The sequence below is a fragment of the Ruegeria sp. HKCCD7181 genome (assembly GCF_057221055.1).
Genome location: NZ_JBWVBC010000009.1, coordinates 123599 through 140026 on the forward strand (window position 1 = coordinate 123599; position 16428 = coordinate 140026).

14 protein-coding genes are annotated in these 16428 nt (G+C 54.4%); 7 read left to right on the plus strand and 7 right to left on the minus strand.

From position 1 onward, the window contains the following. Positions 1 to 48 precede the first annotated feature (48 nt). From AC2TCY_RS17295 to AC2TCY_RS17315, 5 genes are read left to right on the plus strand one after another with little or no spacing between them, the layout of a single operon-like run. The gene (locus AC2TCY_RS17295) at positions 49 to 915 is read left to right on the plus strand and encodes a carbohydrate ABC transporter permease (protein WP_480849222.1); all 867 of its coding nucleotides are present in this window, start codon (positions 49 to 51) and stop codon (positions 913 to 915) included. A 13-nt stretch (positions 916 to 928) separates the two neighbouring features. Continuing rightward, a complete protein-coding gene (locus AC2TCY_RS17300; protein WP_480849224.1) occupies positions 929 to 1759 on the plus strand; it encodes a carbohydrate ABC transporter permease in 831 nt (276 codons plus the stop codon). A 12-nt stretch (positions 1760 to 1771) separates the two neighbouring features. Further along, entirely contained in the window at positions 1772 to 2776 is a 1005-nt protein-coding gene (locus tag AC2TCY_RS17305; RefSeq protein WP_480849226.1) for an ABC transporter ATP-binding protein, read from the plus strand. Continuing rightward, complete coding sequence (locus AC2TCY_RS17310) at positions 2773 to 3546, plus strand: L-iditol 2-dehydrogenase (RefSeq protein ID WP_480849228.1); 774 nt, start codon at positions 2773 to 2775, stop codon at positions 3544 to 3546. The genes AC2TCY_RS17305 and AC2TCY_RS17310 overlap by 4 nt, the downstream gene beginning before the upstream one ends. After that, positions 3546 to 5048, plus strand: coding sequence for a mannitol dehydrogenase family protein (locus AC2TCY_RS17315; RefSeq protein WP_480849229.1), 1503 nt, complete (start codon positions 3546 to 3548; stop codon positions 5046 to 5048). The genes AC2TCY_RS17310 and AC2TCY_RS17315 overlap by 1 nt, the downstream gene beginning before the upstream one ends. Before the next feature lie 260 nt (positions 5049 to 5308). Here AC2TCY_RS17315 and xylA read toward each other — a convergent pair whose 3' ends face one another. From xylA to xylF, 4 genes are all read right to left on the minus strand, one after another. After that, a complete protein-coding gene (gene xylA / locus AC2TCY_RS17320; protein ID WP_480849230.1) occupies positions 5309 to 6616 on the minus strand; it encodes a xylose isomerase in 1308 nt (435 codons plus the stop codon). Between the two features lie 9 nt (positions 6617 to 6625). Continuing rightward, a complete protein-coding gene (locus AC2TCY_RS17325; protein ID WP_480849231.1) occupies positions 6626 to 7429 on the minus strand; it encodes an ATP-binding cassette domain-containing protein in 804 nt (267 codons plus the stop codon). Further along, the gene (locus AC2TCY_RS17330) at positions 7429 to 8727 is read right to left on the minus strand and encodes a sugar ABC transporter permease (RefSeq protein ID WP_480849233.1); all 1299 of its coding nucleotides are present in this window, start codon (positions 8725 to 8727) and stop codon (positions 7429 to 7431) included. The genes AC2TCY_RS17325 and AC2TCY_RS17330 overlap by 1 nt, the downstream gene beginning before the upstream one ends. Before the next feature lie 63 nt (positions 8728 to 8790). Continuing rightward, the gene (gene xylF / locus AC2TCY_RS17335) at positions 8791 to 9810 is read right to left on the minus strand and encodes a D-xylose ABC transporter substrate-binding protein (RefSeq protein WP_480849234.1); all 1020 of its coding nucleotides are present in this window, start codon (positions 9808 to 9810) and stop codon (positions 8791 to 8793) included. 109 nt (positions 9811 to 9919) lie between these two features. Between xylF and AC2TCY_RS17340 the strand changes: the two genes are divergently transcribed. Together AC2TCY_RS17340 and AC2TCY_RS17345 are read left to right on the plus strand one after the other, a co-directional pair. Continuing rightward, the gene (locus AC2TCY_RS17340; RefSeq protein ID WP_480849236.1) at positions 9920 to 11179 is read left to right on the plus strand and encodes an ROK family protein; all 1260 of its coding nucleotides are present in this window, start codon (positions 9920 to 9922) and stop codon (positions 11177 to 11179) included. Next, a complete protein-coding gene (locus tag AC2TCY_RS17345) occupies positions 11169 to 12680 on the plus strand; it encodes a CRTAC1 family protein (protein ID WP_480849238.1) in 1512 nt (503 codons plus the stop codon). Before AC2TCY_RS17340 ends, AC2TCY_RS17345 begins: the two co-directional genes overlap by 11 nt. Here AC2TCY_RS17345 and AC2TCY_RS17350 read toward each other — a convergent pair whose 3' ends face one another. From AC2TCY_RS17350 to xylB, 3 genes are read right to left on the minus strand one after another with little or no spacing between them, the layout of a single operon-like run. Then, positions 12681 to 13982, minus strand: a complete 1302-nt coding sequence (locus tag AC2TCY_RS17350) for a cytochrome-c peroxidase (RefSeq protein ID WP_480849239.1) — start codon at positions 13980 to 13982, stop codon at positions 12681 to 12683. It lies immediately after the preceding gene. Continuing rightward, positions 13979 to 14932: an aldose epimerase family protein gene (locus AC2TCY_RS17355; protein WP_480849241.1), complete on the minus strand. Its 954-nt coding sequence runs from the start codon at positions 14930 to 14932 to the stop codon at positions 13979 to 13981. The genes AC2TCY_RS17350 and AC2TCY_RS17355 overlap by 4 nt, the downstream gene beginning before the upstream one ends. Continuing rightward, complete coding sequence (gene xylB / locus AC2TCY_RS17360) at positions 14929 to 16386, minus strand: xylulokinase (RefSeq protein WP_480849243.1); 1458 nt, start codon at positions 16384 to 16386, stop codon at positions 14929 to 14931. Before xylB ends, AC2TCY_RS17355 begins: the two co-directional genes overlap by 4 nt. Positions 16387 to 16428: the final 42 nt, after the last annotated feature.

The window sequence follows — 16428 nt, forward strand, 5'->3', positions numbered from 1 at the left end:
CGTTTTTCTCGCAGGCTGGTATGCGCCTGAACAGAGAGGTCTTGCGTCATGGCAACTCAACAATCCCGATCCGTAGCACGCCTGATGATGGCACCCGCTGTGGTCCTTCTACTTGGCTGGATGCTCGTACCGCTCACGATGACGCTGTACTTCTCCTTCAAGAAATACCTGCCGCTGCGTGGCGGTGATCTGGGCTGGGTCGGGTTCGACAACTACGTCCGGTTCGTATCGTCCAGCTCGTTCTGGCCCGCGGTTCAGGCAACTCTTGTGATCGTTGGCGGAGTGCTGGTGATCACTGTTATTCTCGGCATCCTGCTGGCGATGCTGCTGGATCAGCCAATGTGGGGACAGGGCGTTGTTCGCATCCTCGTGATCGCCCCGTTCTTTGTCATGCCGACAGTCTCTGCTCTGGTCTGGAAGAACATGTTCATGGACCCTGTGAACGGGCTTCTGGCTCATCTGTGGCGGTTCTTCGGAGCAGAGCCGATTTCATGGCTGTCCGAGGCCTCGATGACCTCAATTGTCATGATCGTCTCGTGGCAGTGGCTGCCTTTTGCGACGCTGATCCTGCTGACAGCGTTTCAGTCGCTGGATAGCGAGCAGCTGGAAGCGGCCGAGATGGACGGCGCGCCGCCGTTGAAACGGTTCTACTATATTATTCTGCCACATCTGGGTCGCGCGATCACAATCGTGATCCTTATCCAAACAATCTTTCTGCTGTCGATCTTCGCCGAGATTTTTGTGACCACTGGCGGCGCATTCGGCACCCGCACACTCACCTACCTGATCTTCCAGCGTGTCTTGGAAAGCCAGAACGTCGGCCTTGGATCAGCCGGAGGTGTCTACGCAATCATCCTTGCCAACATCGTTGCGATCTTCCTGATGCGCATCGTCGGCAAAAACCTGGACGCGTGAGGAGACGAAAACCATGGCCCGCACCGTCACGACACAACGCAAATCGCTCAACACCGCCCTCGCCTGGGCAGTCGGCCTGCTGATCTTCTTTCCGATCCTCTGGACCATCCTGACCAGCTTCAAGACCGAGGCTCAGGCGATAGCAAGCCCGCCGCTGTTCCTTAACTTCGATTGGACGCTGGAAAACTACGCCATTGTACAGGAACGCTCGGATTATATGCGGTTCCTTTGGAATTCGGTCATCATCGCGGGCGGGTCGACTATCCTGGGCGTGATCATTGCAGTACCAGCAGCATGGGCGATGGCCTTCGTGCCTTCAAAACGCACCAAAGACATCCTGCTGTGGATGCTGTCCACTAAGATGCTGCCTGCGGTCGGCGTACTTTATCCGATCTACCTGCTGTTCATCCGTTTGGGTCTGCTGGACACGCGCGGAGGGCTGGTTGTGGTGCTGATGCTGATCAACCTGCCGATCATCGTCTGGATGCTCTACACCTACTTCCGCGAAATTCCTGGTGAAATCCTGGAAGCCGCGCGAATGGACGGGGCAACGCTAAAAGAGGAAATCCTCTACATCCTGACGCCTATGGCCGTGCCCGGCATCGCCTCGACCGTTCTGCTGAACTTTATCCTGGCCTGGAACGAGGCGTTCTGGACCCTCAATCTAACCGCCGTCGACGCGGCCCCGCTGACTGCCTTCATCGCCAGCTATTCCAGCCCTGAAGGCCTGTTCTTTGCCAAGCTCAGCGCGGCCTCGACTATGGCGATCGCACCTATCCTGATCCTTGGCTGGTTCAGCCAGAAACAACTTGTCCGCGGCCTCACCTTCGGCGCTGTGAAATAAGGAGCACTCCTCATGGGACGCATTCAACTCAAGTCTGTGACCAAAAGCTTCGGCGACGTACAGGTCATCCCCCCGCTGGACCTGACTATAGAAGATGGCGAGTTCACCGTCTTCGTCGGTCCCTCGGGTTGCGGTAAATCCACGCTGCTGCGGTTGATCGCGGGGTTGGAGGATATCACCTCCGGTTCCATCGAGATCGACGGGGCAGATGCAACAGACGTGCCACCCGCGAAAAGAGGATTGGCGATGGTGTTTCAGTCATATGCTTTGTACCCGCATATGACGGTGCGCAAAAACATCGCGTTCCCGTTGCGCATGGCCAAGCTGGATCAAGCCGAAATTGACCGGCGTGTGGAAGGGGCCGCGCAGGTTCTGAACCTGGCCGATTATCTTGATCGCCGCCCCGGACAACTGTCGGGCGGTCAACGCCAACGTGTTGCTATCGGGCGCGCGATTGTCCGCGAACCGGCGGCGTTCTTGTTCGACGAACCTCTGTCCAACCTCGACGCAGCCCTACGCGTCGGCATGCGGCTCGAGATCAGCGAACTGCACGAACGCCTAGAGACAACAATGATCTATGTGACCCACGATCAGGTTGAAGCCATGACCATGGCCGACAAGATTGTCGTGCTTCAGGCTGGAGTCATTGAACAGGTTGGAAGCCCGCTGGAATTGTACCGTACGCCGCGAAACCTGTTCGTAGCCGGGTTTATCGGTTCGCCGAAGATGAACTTCATCGAAGGTGAAGAGGCCGCAAAACATAACGCACATACGATAGGTGTTCGACCTGAACACATCGCTGTATCCGAAAGCGAAGGCACATGGTCCGGTGTCGTAGGGGTTTCCGAACATCTCGGATCGGACACTTTCTTCCACATCCATGAAACAGGCCTGGCCGAAACCATAACGGTACGTGCGGACGGAGAGGTTGGTTTTCGGCACGGGGACCGCATCCACTTAACGCCGCGTACAGATGTGATCCACCGATTTGACGCCCAAGGGATGCGGATCGAATGAAACGACTTGCCGGTAAAACTGCGCTCATCACGGGCGCAGCGCGGGGAATCGGACTGGCCTTCGCCAAAGCTTATGTCGCAGAGGGCGCTCGGGTAGCCCTTGCGGATATCGACATCGTGCAAGCGCAGGATGCGGCTGTTGAAATCGGTGAGGACGCGCTGGCCGTCGAGATGAACGTCACTGAACAACCAAGCATCAAGGACGCCATCGCACGCACGGAAGCACATTTTGGGCCAATAGACATCCTGATAAACAATGCGGCGATCTTTTCGGCCGCACCGATCACCGAAATCGAACGCGCCGACTATAACCGGGTTTTTGAGGTTAACGTCGCAGGCACGCTGTTCACTCTGCAAGCCGTAGCGCAGCACATGATCAAGCACGGCGTCCGGGGCCGGATCATCAATATGGCCTCGCAGGCCGGACGACGCGGCGAACCATTGGTTGCCATCTATTGCGCCAGCAAGGCGGCAGTCATCTCGCTAACGCAGTCGGCCGGCCTGAACCTGATTTCACACGGGATCAATGTGAATGCCATCGCCCCGGGCGTTGTAGATGGCGAACATTGGGACGGTGTTGATGCCTTCTTTGCAAAACATGAAGGCAAAGTACCGGGCCAGAAAAAGCGCGAAGTCGCAGCAGCGGTGCCCTATGGGCGCATGGGCTGTGCCAAAGACCTTACGGGCATGGCAGTTTTCCTCGCATCTGAGGAGGCCAATTACATCGTTGCACAAACGTATAACGTGGATGGCGGAAATTGGATGAGCTGATGGTACCTCTGGCGAACGCTAATTCACCGATAAATCTGAAACTCAACCACCTGGCAGATCTTCCTGCCGATATCAAAGTTCCCAAGTACCGACGCCAGGATCTGAAGCCAGGGATCGTTCACATCGGTCTCGGCAATTTCCACCGGGCTCATCAAGCCTGGTACATTCACCGGCTCATGCAGCAGGGTATGGCATACGACTGGGCGATCATCGGAGCAGGTGTGCGCCCCTACGACGCCGAGATGCGGGAAAGGCTGATCGAGCAAGACTGTCTTACGACACTGACCGAGCTTGCCCCTTCGGGCACATCTGCCGAAATCATCGGCCCAATGGTTGACTATCTTCCAATCGAGTGCGGTAACGCGCCGTTGATCCGGCAGATGTCCAACCCGGCCATCCGTATCGTGTCGCTTACCGTAACGGAGGGCGGTTATTACCAAAACACTAATACGGGTGACTTCGATATCGAGCACGAAGATATCCGCCACGACGCTCAAAATCCCGAATACCCCAAAACTGTATTTGGGGCCATCGTGGCCGCCCTCAGGCACCGGCGGTCTTCCGGGCAGCATCCGTTTACAGCATTGAGCTGCGATAACCTGCAAGGTAACGGTGCTATTTTGCGCGACTGTGTCGTTGGGTTGGCGCGTTTGTCCGATCCTGACCTGGCCGAATGGATTGACCGAAACGGGGCCTTTCCGAACTCGATGGTGGATTGCATAGTTCCGGCAACCACCGATCAGGTCATATCCCAAAGCCGAGATTTAGGTATCGCCGATCTGGCACCTGTGTCTCATGAGAATTTCCGCCAGTGGGTTATCGAGGACAATTTTTGTGCCGGACGACCGCCGCTGGAGGACGTAGGCGTCACTATTACGAACAATGTTCATGCTTATGAGGCAATGAAACTGCGAATTCTGAACGGTGGCCACCAGCTTCTGGCAAATGTCGGCGAAGTTTTAAGTGTCCCCACGATCTCGGCATGTATGCAAGACTCTAAAATCTTGGAGTTTTTCCGAAAAACCCAAATCAATGAAATCACACCCCTCGTCGATGCGGTGCCGGAAACGAACCCTTCTGAATATCTGGGCTTGGTCGAACGCCGATTTGCAAATCCTGCAATTCGCGACACAACGCGCCGTGTTGCCTTTGATGGCTCCGCCCGCCATCCCGGCTTCTTACTGCCTTCGCTCCGCGACGCGCTGCGAACAGGTTCGTCTGTAACAGGGCTAGCCTTGGCTGAGGCGTTCTGGGCCCGGATGTGCGCTGGCATCCGGGAAGATGGAACCGAGATCGCCCCAAACGATCCAATGTGGAGCGACTTAAGGCATGCCGCATTTGCCGCCAGAGAAAATCCACTGGAGTGGATAAGTAAAACCAAGCTTTACGGCGACATAGGGCATGAATCGCTCTTCCTTCAGGAGTTTTCGTCTTGGTTGCCTCAGATTTGGCAGAAGGGCAGCCGGGCAGCAATCGAAAGCTATCTGACGCAATCTCCTTGAGCAAACCGATTGCCCCCTACTCCAAAAGCTGTAGTGCGATGCATAGAGCAATACGATTCAGCTCGATGACGGCAGGTGTCACAATTCACGGCACAGCAGTTTAATCGACCTTCCAGGCAGAATAACCCTCTTTGAAGGCTGCTTCGTCAAAAGAGAAGCATAGCCTATCGTGCTATCTCAGAATGTACGAACGGCGAGTGCGAAACTTGAATTTCCTGACCCACTGGGCGACCAAGAGACCGCCCGCAAAGTCAAACGGATCAGACAAACCTGTTCACGTAGTTCTCCAACACTTCCTGACGCCCTGATCTCGGATCTGGATTAATGTCCTTTGCAAGAACGCGGGAAGAAATCTCTTCCAGGCTGGATTCCAACATGGCGTGCGCCTCGGGAGAGGCCCAACCAGCGTATCGGTTTGCCAATTCGGAGGCCAAGCCTCCGTCCTCGATCATTGCAGCCGCAGCTTTCAAGCCTCTGGCACACACGTCCATACCGCCGACATGCGCGGCGACGAGATCTTCCGCATCAATCGATTGCCGGCGTATTTTTGCGTCAAAATTTGTGCCCCCGGTCGAAAACCCGCCTGCCTTCAAAATGTAGTAATAGGCTAACGCGACCTCTGGCGTGTTGTTTGGGAACTGGTCCGTATCCCAGCCCGATTGGTAGTCATTCCGGTTCATATCGATTGAACCCAGCATTCCCTCAGCTGCCGCAACGGCGATTTCGTGTTCGAAACTGTGGCCAGCCAGAATTGCATGACCCTGCTCGAGGTTCAGTTTCACTTCGTTTTCAAGCCCGTATTTTCTTAGGAATCCAATACAAGTAGCAGCATCATAGTCATACTGATGCTTGGAAGGTTCCTGCGGTTTGGGTTCCACAAGTATGGCACCCTTGAAACCAATCTTGTGTTTGTACTCGACGACCATATTCAAGAACCTACCCATGTGATCGAGCTCTGCGTTCAGGTCCGTGTTGAGCAGGGTTTCATACCCTTCGCGTCCGCCCCAGAGAACGTAGTTTTCACCACCCAGCTTATGGGTCGCGTCTATACATGATTTCACGGTGGCCGCCGCAAATGCAAAAACGTCAGGATCCGGGTTTGTGCTGGCGCCGGCCATCCAGCGACGATGGCTGAACATATTGGCCGTTCCCCAGAGGAGCTTGGTTCCAGCGGCCTGCATCTTTTCACCGATATAATCGGTGATTTCTTCCAGCGTTCTCAGATTGCCCGCAAAATTCCCTTGCTCGGGCCGGATGTCTACATCGTGCCAGCAAAAATACGGCTGACCGAGAATTTCATACATCTCAAAAGCAATATCCGCTTTCATCCGGGCCCGTCCCATGTCGTCCTGCGGATGCCACGGGCGTTCAAATGTCGGCCCGCCGAAGGGATCCCCACCCTCCCATGCAAAGGAATGCCACCAGGCAACAGCATATCGCAGATGATCTTCCATACGTTTGCCCATGACAAATTCGTCCGGGTTGTAATGGCGGAAGGCGAGTGGGTTTTTGCTGTCCTCCCCTTCGTATCGGATCTTTTCGATCCCTTCGAAGAATCCACTGGTCATACCTGCCCCCTACTCCGCTTTTTGTCCTGGCTGTTTGCCCAGGATAATCATCGACAACAGGTCGTCGTCAGTTACATCAGCGATATCAACCGTTCCGACCAGTTTTCCGTTCTTCATTACTGACGCGCGATCACATAACTCCATCACGGCATGAACGTCGTGGTCGATCAGGAAAATCCCGATGCCCTGCGCCTTCAGTTGATGAATCAGATCTGCCACCATCTGCGTCTCATGCGGGCCTAGCGCTGCCGTAGGTTCGTCCATAATCAGGATGCGTGCATTGAAATAGACCGCACGCGCTATCGCCACCGACTGCCTTTGGCCACCAGATAGCGCCGATACTGGGTCGTTGAATTTCTGAAAATTCGGGTTGAGCTGCGCCATTATCTTGCGGCACTCGGCCTCCATTGCCGCATCATTCACCAGGCCCATTGGCGTGGTCATTTCCCGCCCGAGGAATAGGTTGGACGTCGCATCCAGATTGTCGGCCAGGGCGAGCGTCTGGTAGATCGTCTCGATATTGTTAGCCCGCGCATCGCGTGGGTTATCAATCTCAACCGGTTTCCCATCGATCAGGATTTCTCCGTGATCCTTCTGATAGGCTCCGGACAGAACCTTGATCAACGTGGACTTCCCTGCCCCGTTATGCCCCAACAAACCGACGACCTCGCCGGGGTAAAGGTCGACTGAAACGTGGTCCACGGCCTTTATCCCGCCGAAAGATATCGAGATTTCGCGCATCTCAACCAACGGCGGCCTACCCGAGCCTCTGCCGGATTTCGATGGGGATTTTTGCGTCACTTGGTTTTGCATCATTTTGTCCCCAATCGCTTGCGATAGACGATATCGATATAGACGGCGAGAACCAGAACGCTGCCAACGACGATGTTCTGAAACGGCGCATCCACCCCGACCATCGCCATTCCCGACTGAAGCGCCTGCATGATCAGTGCACCGAGTATGGCTCCGTAAATTGTCCCGATCCCGCCGGACAATGCAGTCCCTCCGATGACTGCTGCCGCGATCACTCTCAGCTCGTCCAGTGTCCCTATATCGTTGGAGTGGTTGGCCAAACGTGCAGAAGCGACAACAGCGGAGACGGCACATAGGAAGCCCATTAGCGCGAAGATTTTAACTGTTAGCAGACGTGTGTTGATGCCAGACAGTTCAGCCGCATCTGGATTGCCGCCCGTAGCAAAGATGTAACGGCCAAACCGGGTTTTTCGCGCCACAATTGTCAATGTGACTGCAACGATAATCAGAATAAGAACTGATATCGGGATACCATAGCCAACAACCAGCCCCTCTGGCATCGTTTCCCCCCGAGCTTCGAACATGCGTTGAAGCCTGCGGGTCGGAATGGCGTAACTGTTTACGATATATACGTATCCCAGGATCGCAATCGCGATTATGCTGGCCAAGGTGGTCTCGGCCCAGACAGGCTTTACCGGGAATCCATGCGCCGCTTTTGCTCTCCTGCCGCTCAACAAGATCCAGATTGCAATCCCGGCTGCAAACAAACCAAACAGCCAGCTTGTCGTTGTGCCAAGTGTTCCGTTGGTTCCTCCGAATTTGAGGAAGTTGCCGTCCAACGGGCCAATTGTCTGACCGCTGGTCAAATACCAGGCTACATTTCGCCAAACCAGAAACCCGCCGAGCGTGACGATGAATGCAGGGATCGTCAGATAGCCAACCATCCAGCCATGGAATGCACCAATCAGAGTACCGACCAGAAGCCCGACCACAACCGTGATCGCCCATGTCGCAGGGTTGTCCAAACCCATACCTAACACGTGTGGCAACAATTCGGTCTGTGTCACTGCCATTACTGCTGATGTTGTCGCCAACAGAGCGCCAACTGAGAGATCAATGTGACGTGTAACAATTATGAAAACCATGCCACAGGCCATGATCGCCACCGACACTGTCTGGATCGACAGGTTGAACAAGTTCCGGGGCGTTAAGAACCGTCCATCGGTAAAGATGTTGAACCCGATGCAGAGGATGACAAATGCGCCGATCATTCCCAATAGCCGCATATCAAGTTCCAACTGTTGGAACAGGCCCGGCTTTGTTTTCTGAGGTACCGGCTGAGTCGAAGTTTCGGTCATTTCCGATCTTTCATATTCAGCAATGGTCTCTGGCCCAACGAAGCGGGCCAGAGACTTTGAAGTTTAATTGCAGGGAGCAGGACCGTTTTCGACACCCTGGCACAGATCCTCCAACGGGATCCAACCGGCGTCTACAACAACAGACAGGTTGTCTTTGGTGATCGGAACCGGAGCCAGGAAAACCGAATTCATCTCGGTGCCGCCTGGTGAGGTCCAGCTGGCTGCGCCTTCGACATCTGTCGGGCTTGTGCCTCCGCTCAGTGCGACTGCGATTTCTCCGGCTGCTTTTCCAAGTTCACGGGCATCCTTCCAAACCGAAACAGTCTGAGTGCCCAGCGCGACCCGATTTAACGCGGCGTGGTCGCCATCCTGGCCGGAAACCGGGATACCTTCCATCCCCTGCGCCGTCAGAGCCGCGACAACACCACCCGCAGTCCCATCGTTAGACGCAACAACCGCATCCACGTTGTTTTCATTGGCGGTCAAAATCTGCTCCATATTTCGCTGCGCGTTGGCTGGTAGCCAGCCGTCTGTGTACGCCTCACCAACGATAACAATGTCCCCGCTGTCGACCGCGGCACCTATGATCTCTTGTTGACCACCACGCAGGAAATCGGCGTTCGGGTCAGTGGGTGAACCCTTAATCATCACGTAGTTGCCTTTCGGCATCGCTTCGAAAACTGCACGAGCTTGCATCCGACCGACCTCGACATTGTCAAAAGTCAGATAGAATGCGCGATCATCTTCGATGAGACGATCATAGGCGATGACCGGAATACCTTCGTCGGCTGCTGCCTGAACGGCTGGCCCGATGGCTTGTGCGTCTTGTGCAAGAATTATCAAGGCGTCCACACCTTGCGCGATCAGGCTTTCAATGTCTGAAAGCTGCTTTGCGGATGACGATTGCGCGTCCGCTGAAATGTACTCGGCACCACCTGCTTCAAGCGCCGACTTGATTGCCGCTTCGTCTGTTTTCCAGCGTTCTTCCTGAAAGTTGGACCAGCTCACACCGACGACCGGCTCTGCGAATGCAGTTGAAGCCAGCAAGGTGACCGCAGCTGAGAAGCTGAGAATTCGTTTCATGGTTTCCTCCCGATTGCTGAGCCATCGCATCTCGATTCGTGACTCTCACAGTTTTGAATATCATATTTATTTCAGTCAGTAAAATATTTAGTCTGTAAGAAGAGGCAAAATGCAACTAGATTGGGACGCAGATCAGATTCGCGAGGACAAGATGCTGAAAAGCAAAGCTTCTCCAAATTCCATGGACCAAAGAAACATAACGCGCCTAAGGGTTTTGGAGCACATCAGAACAAGGGGATCGATATCGCGGATCGATATCGCTTCTGCTTTGCAAACCAGTCCAGCAACAGTCACTGCGGCAACGGCTGATCTTATTTCGGCCGGACTGATCAAAGAGATTGAGGGTGAAGCTCAATCCAAATCCGCAAAGAGAGGAAGGCCAAGGGTCCTGCTCCAATTGGACGGCCAGTCTTACCTTGTGGCTGGCCTCAAAGTTGCGCGGCAAGTTATCTCGGTCATTCTCGTCGATTTCGAGGGAAACGAAGTCACTTCGCATAAATTCATGTTGGAAAGTGCCCGAATGGCACCCAACGAGTTTGTGGCCGCCACTCGCAGCGCACTGGAAGAAGCATGCGCGAAGATTGATGGCTCCATACAACAATTGGCCGGCGTCTCAATCGGGATAGCCGGCCTCGTCGACGCTAAAAAGAACTTCGTTCACTGGTCATCTTCCATAACTGAGCGAAACGTTGATTTCAGCGGATTGTTGTCCAAGGGGCTTCCCTGCCCTGCCTTTATTGAAAACGACGCGAACCTTGTCGCAAAGGCAGAACAGCTTTTTGGGTTGGGAAAAGGCCTGAGAAACTTCCTTGTTGTAACAATCGAACACGGTGTGGGGCTTGGCATTGTACTGGACGGCAAGCTCTACCGTGGGGAAAGGGGCTGCGGCGCGGAATTCGGACATATCAAAGTGCATCTCGACGGAGCCCTCTGTCAGTGCGGTCAGCGTGGGTGCCTTGAAGCCTATGTTGGGGATTATGCATTGATCCGCGAAATGACGGTTGCGGGCCAAAGCCGGGAAATGAAAACCGTTTCTGACATTCATGATCGCGCCAAATCAGGAGACGACAGGGCGCTGTCTGTTCTTGCGCGCGCAGGACAGATGTTTGGTTTGGGGCTATCCAACCTGATCAATCTTTTTGATCCCGAATGCATCATTGTGTCAGGCGCTCAGATGAGTTTTGAGCACCTGTGCTCAGACGATGTTATGGACCGCATTCGCAGTGGGATTGTAAATGTCGACGCACCTTTACCGGAAATAAAAGTTCACCACTGGGGTGATCTGATGTGGGCCAAGGGCGCAGCCGCATATGGGATCGAACAAGTCTCGATCCTTAAGGTCCAGGAGCTTGCGACGCATGCGTCGTGAGTTCGCAATTTTTACATGTCTTGCCACGGCGGCTGGTGCCGAGACCGCTGTTCCGCAGTTTGAAAATGTGGATGTCCCGATTCACGTTTACGATGGCGGCTGGGAACACTTTGTGGGCGGTGGAGTCGCTGTTTTTGATTGCAACGGGGATACACGGCCTGACCTCTTTGTGGCAGGCGGTTCGGAACAGTCTCAGCTGTTCAAGAATACCTCGCAAGAAGGGATCTCATTTCGCGCCGAAACACCTGACCAACTCGCCCTGACCGGAGTAACCGGAGCCTATCCCTTGGATGTCGATAGCGATGGCGTCATGGATCTGGCAGTCTTGCGCGTAGGTGAAGACCTTCTGCTTCAGGGTAAACCGGATTGCCAATTCAGCCCCTTCACCACGCTCGGTTTCCAGTCCGAAGACCACTGGACCACAGGCTTCTCGGCAACGTGGGAGGACAACCAAACGCTGCCGACGCTGGCGTTCGGCACATACGTTGATCGATACGACTCGGAAGGTCCCTTTGAAACCTGCGGGCCAACGGTTCTTTACCGACCAGAAGGAGACACCTACCGAACACCGGAGCATCTCGTGCCGGGGTATTGCTCTTTGTCGATTCTGTTCTCGGACTGGGGGCGGACCGGCCGCGCGGATCTGCGTGTCAGCAACGACCGCCACTACTTTGTGCGCGGTGGGCAGGAGCAGCTTTGGGCGATGGAGCCTACGCCACGCCTGTATTCGCAAGACGAAGGATGGCTGCCCTATTCGATTTGGGGAATGGGTATCGCCTCTCGCGACTTGACGGGGGATGGGCATCCCGAGATCTACCTCACGTCGATGGGAGACCAGAAGTTTCAGATTTTTGACAGCGAAACCAATGGTCCGACATGGCGTGATGCTACGTACGATAAAGGCACGACAGCCCACAGACCACATGTGGGTGGTGACGGTCGGCCCTCGACCGGCTGGCATGCACAGTTTGGTGACGTTAACAACGACAGTTTGGACGACATTTTTGTAGCAAAAGGAAATGTCGAACAGATGCCGGACGCTGCGCTGAATGACCCCAACAACATGTTGTTGCAGCAAGAAGGTGGCCAGTTTTTCGAAGCCTCAGCTGAGGCAAAAGTCGCATCGATGTCAAAATCTCGTGGCGCAGCTATGATGGACCTGAACAACGATGGCTGGCTGGATCTGGTGGTCGTCAACCGCGGCTCCAAGATCGAAGTCCATCAAAACCAAGCTCTGACCGGAAATTGGCTGCTATTGGATGTCGGTCAGGATCGACCCAACCGCTTCGCAGTCGGCGGATTTATCGAGATCAGGACTTCGCATGGCATCCAGACCCGGGAAATAACAGTCGGCGGAGGACATGCCGGCGGTATCGCGGGGTTTCATCACTTTGGTCTGAGAGAAGACAAGTTCGTCAATGTTAGGGTCATCTGGCCCGATGGTGCCGCTAGTGATTGGCAGGACTACAGCTCCAATCAGATTATTCGAATTCAACGGTGATCATTGATCGACCGGAAGACCACTCGGCACGTCCTCGGGAACACCAAGCCGAACTGCAGGGTCCTCCAGACTGCCCAGGAAACTCAATATTGCGCTAATTTCCTGATCAGATAGAATAATTTTTTCCAAATCGCTGGACCTGGCGATCGCATCTACATGTTCGACCTCCAGCATTGGTCGCTGGTCGTCGGCATCTGGGAAATCGGGCAACAAAGCCAGATCGACGGAATACGAACGCAATGACCCAACCGGATCGAGGTGATGTCGCACAATATCCTCGAGCTCAGCAAAGGCGCCGTTGTGTCCGTAAGGCGCGGTGAGGGTCACGTTGCGCAGTGAAGGCGTGCGGAACGCAAACGCATCATCTGCATCGCCAGTCACGCGCAGACGTCCGTCATCTCTTGTATGATTTTCAAATCGGGCCGCTTTACCGGGTCCTATTTGCGGCATCGCAATCGAGTGAAACTTATGATCCGTCTGGAACCATCCCGAGTGACAAGTTCCACACCGCGCCTTGCCATAGAATAACTGCATTCCAAGCTGCGCCTTATCAGGCAAATCGCCCTCTCCCCGCATTGCCCGGTCGAATGCGCTGTTGTCCGCGCGCCATTCAAAAGCGATAAAATCAGCGATCACATTTGCAATTGCGGTGAACGTAATCTCGTCACCTGGCATAGCTTCGTCAAATCGCCGTTCGTATTCCGGGATTGCCGCAACACGGGCCGCTATCAGATCCCATGCACCGCCTTCCTGCGTGAAAAAGCCAAGACGTACTGCCTTGCTCACATCGTTCTCAGAATAATGCCCGGCCATCTCATCTGGCGACAGCACCGGGAACATAGCCTGGGCTGCCAAGGCGGAATTAAATCCTGGCCTCATATGTGTACCCAACGGCGTTCTTATCCCATTAGGTTGCGTGGCGTCTTGTTCCAGGCGCCCATCATGGAAGTACGTCGTGAATTCGATTGCCCCAAGGTTCCAGAGCCCCGACGAATTCCGTGGGATGCGTTGCTCTGGTGGGTTGTTAGGATCAAATTCGCGCTCTGCACCCAGACCTACGCCACCTTCTCCGATCCCTAACGAGAGGCCATCTGATGTGCCAAGCTTGGGGTGATGACACGTCGCGCAACTTATGTTTCTGTTTCCAGACAGGATCGGATCGTAGAAAAGCAACTGCCCCAGCTCAACATTCGCCAAGTCGGGTTCATTGAATTCCGGGCTCGGTCCAAGCGTCTGAGCACCAATGCCAGAGACGCCCCCAAAAATTACGCTCAATACTCCGACCAGCATTCCTAACTTCATGCCTGCACCTCGGAAATCTCCAGAGTGAGTGTCTGCCGGTACGGGTTCTCGGGCGTGCATACGATTGAGGGGAATGATGGGATATTGAGTACATCGGGAAAGCCTGATGGCTCGATGCATAACCCTGCATTTCGCTGAAAAGGTTCTGATAGCTTTGCCCCGGAATACACCTGAGCTCCGTATTGATCCGAGTACACATGCAGGTTCAGACCGGACGGTGCGCTGAACCCCGCCACCGGGATTTCTCGATGTCTTTCAGGATCGAACAGGAAATAGTGGTCGATGTCTTCCGAGACACTTCCAACCGCTCGACCAACGGCAAAATCCAATCCACCAGTTCGTGCATCGTTTATCGACCCCGACGGAATCCCCTCATTGTCGATCTCCAGAAAACGATTAGAAGCTATTTTCAGTTTGTGTTCGGAAATGCCTGTGTCACTGCCGAGCGAGTAGTAATTATGCTGTGCGATGCTTATTGGGGTTGGTCGGTCAGGTAAGGCAAATATCGAGTATACCAAGCGCGGATATTGCAGGCTCACACGCACTTCAAATCTGACTTCGCCAGGAAAACCATTATCTCCGTCTGGCGATACGAAACTCAACACGGCCTCGGTTGCGGAAGTCTGCGAAAGCCGCCAGTGCTGGCGGGACAACCCGGCTTTACCACCATGCAGCGTATTCAGGCCCTCATTTGCGCTTAGCTCAAAACGGGAATTGCCCAGCGCAAACTGCGCCCCACTGATCCGATTGGCAACGCGCCCGACAATTGCACCCATATAGTTTTTGTCGGCAAAATACGCCTTTGGATCTTCGTACCCAAGTATCAGGGGAACGCCCTTGTACCACCAACCTTGAGTGATTGCCCCGTAGCTCAACAGCGAGACACGCATCGCGCCGTCTTCCAAAACAGCCCGTTTGATTTGATTAAGGTCTTCCTCTTGTTTTCTCATCGCCCTGCTAACGGTGACAGTGCAGTATAATACTGCCTGTAACGCTGGAATTCACTTTCGTAAGCATCAATCAAGTCGCTGCGCGGCTCAATGATTACCCGAATTTCAGGTGGTGTCATGACATCTGCAGGGCTTGCGCCGTTGACAGCACAAATAGCGAGGCGCGCTGCACCAATTGCCGCCCCGAACTCGCTGCCCTTGGGCACCAACAGAGGGACCTGCAGCACAGTGGCCAGTGTCTCTAACCAAAAACGGGATCGAGCGCCCCCACCTACTGCCAGTATTCTGCCCGGTTCTGTTCCCGTGGCCTTCAGCGCCTCCAGACAATCCTTCATTGCAAACGCGACGCCTTCCATCACAGATTGGGTCAAATCTGCTGGTTCCGAAGCTATATCCACACCTAGAAACGCCCCACGGATCACGCTGTCGTTGTGCGGTGTTCGTTCTCCCGACAGGTAAGGCAGAAACGTAATGGAAGACGGGCCATTCAGACTGGCGGGCACATTTTCGGCCAGGTCTTCTACGGGCTGACCAAGATTGCGGGACAGCCAATTCATGCTGTTTGTCGCGGAAAGGATGACACCCATTTGGATCCATCGATCCGGAACGGCATGGCAGAAGCTATGCACGGCCGTCTCCGGCGCCGGAACATAGGTTTCCCTTGCAACAAGCAATACACCCGAAGTTCCCAGCGACAAAAACCCGGTACCTTCATTTATACTTCCAATGCCGCAGGCCGCCGCAGCGTTGTCGCCCGCACCGCCAGCAACAACCACAGGGCCTGACAATCCCCACTCTTGTTGCAACTCGGCCCTTAAGTCTCCTCCAGGCTCGCTGCCTTCAACCAATCGGGGCATTTGGTCTATGCGCATGCTGCTGAGATCGAGCACCGTTTCAGACCACCGCCGTGCGCCAACATCCAACCAGGACGTGCCCGCGCTGTCTGACATGTCGCTGATATATTCTCCTGTCAGCCAAAACCGCAGATAATCTTTGGGCAACAGAACCTTGGCCGTTTTGGAAAACACGCTGGGCTCATTAGATCGCACCCATTCCAACTTAGGTGCAGTGAATCCGGGAAAAACAATATTGCCCGAGATGGCCCGCATTTCCTTCTTCTGGTCGAGGATCTTGGCCTCATTCGCAGATCGCGTATCGTTCCAGAGAATACACGGTCTCAGAACACTTCCGTCAGAAGCCAACAGGGTTGCACCATGCATGTGCCCACTCAGACCAATTCCGCGCAGCTGCGAAAAGGCAGGTCCATTAGCGCCTCGAAGCTGTCCGATAACCTTTCTGCAAGCATCTATCCAATCCAAAGGGGATTGTTCGGACCATCCGGGTCTTGGCGTTGAGGTTGGAATACCCGCTTCAGCGTCGCAAACAACGACACCGGCTTCATCTACAAGAATCCCACGGAGACCCGATGTGCCCAAGTCCAATCCAAGATACACTTTGTGCTTCCAGTTCAAGATTATTTTAGTAACTAAAATTAA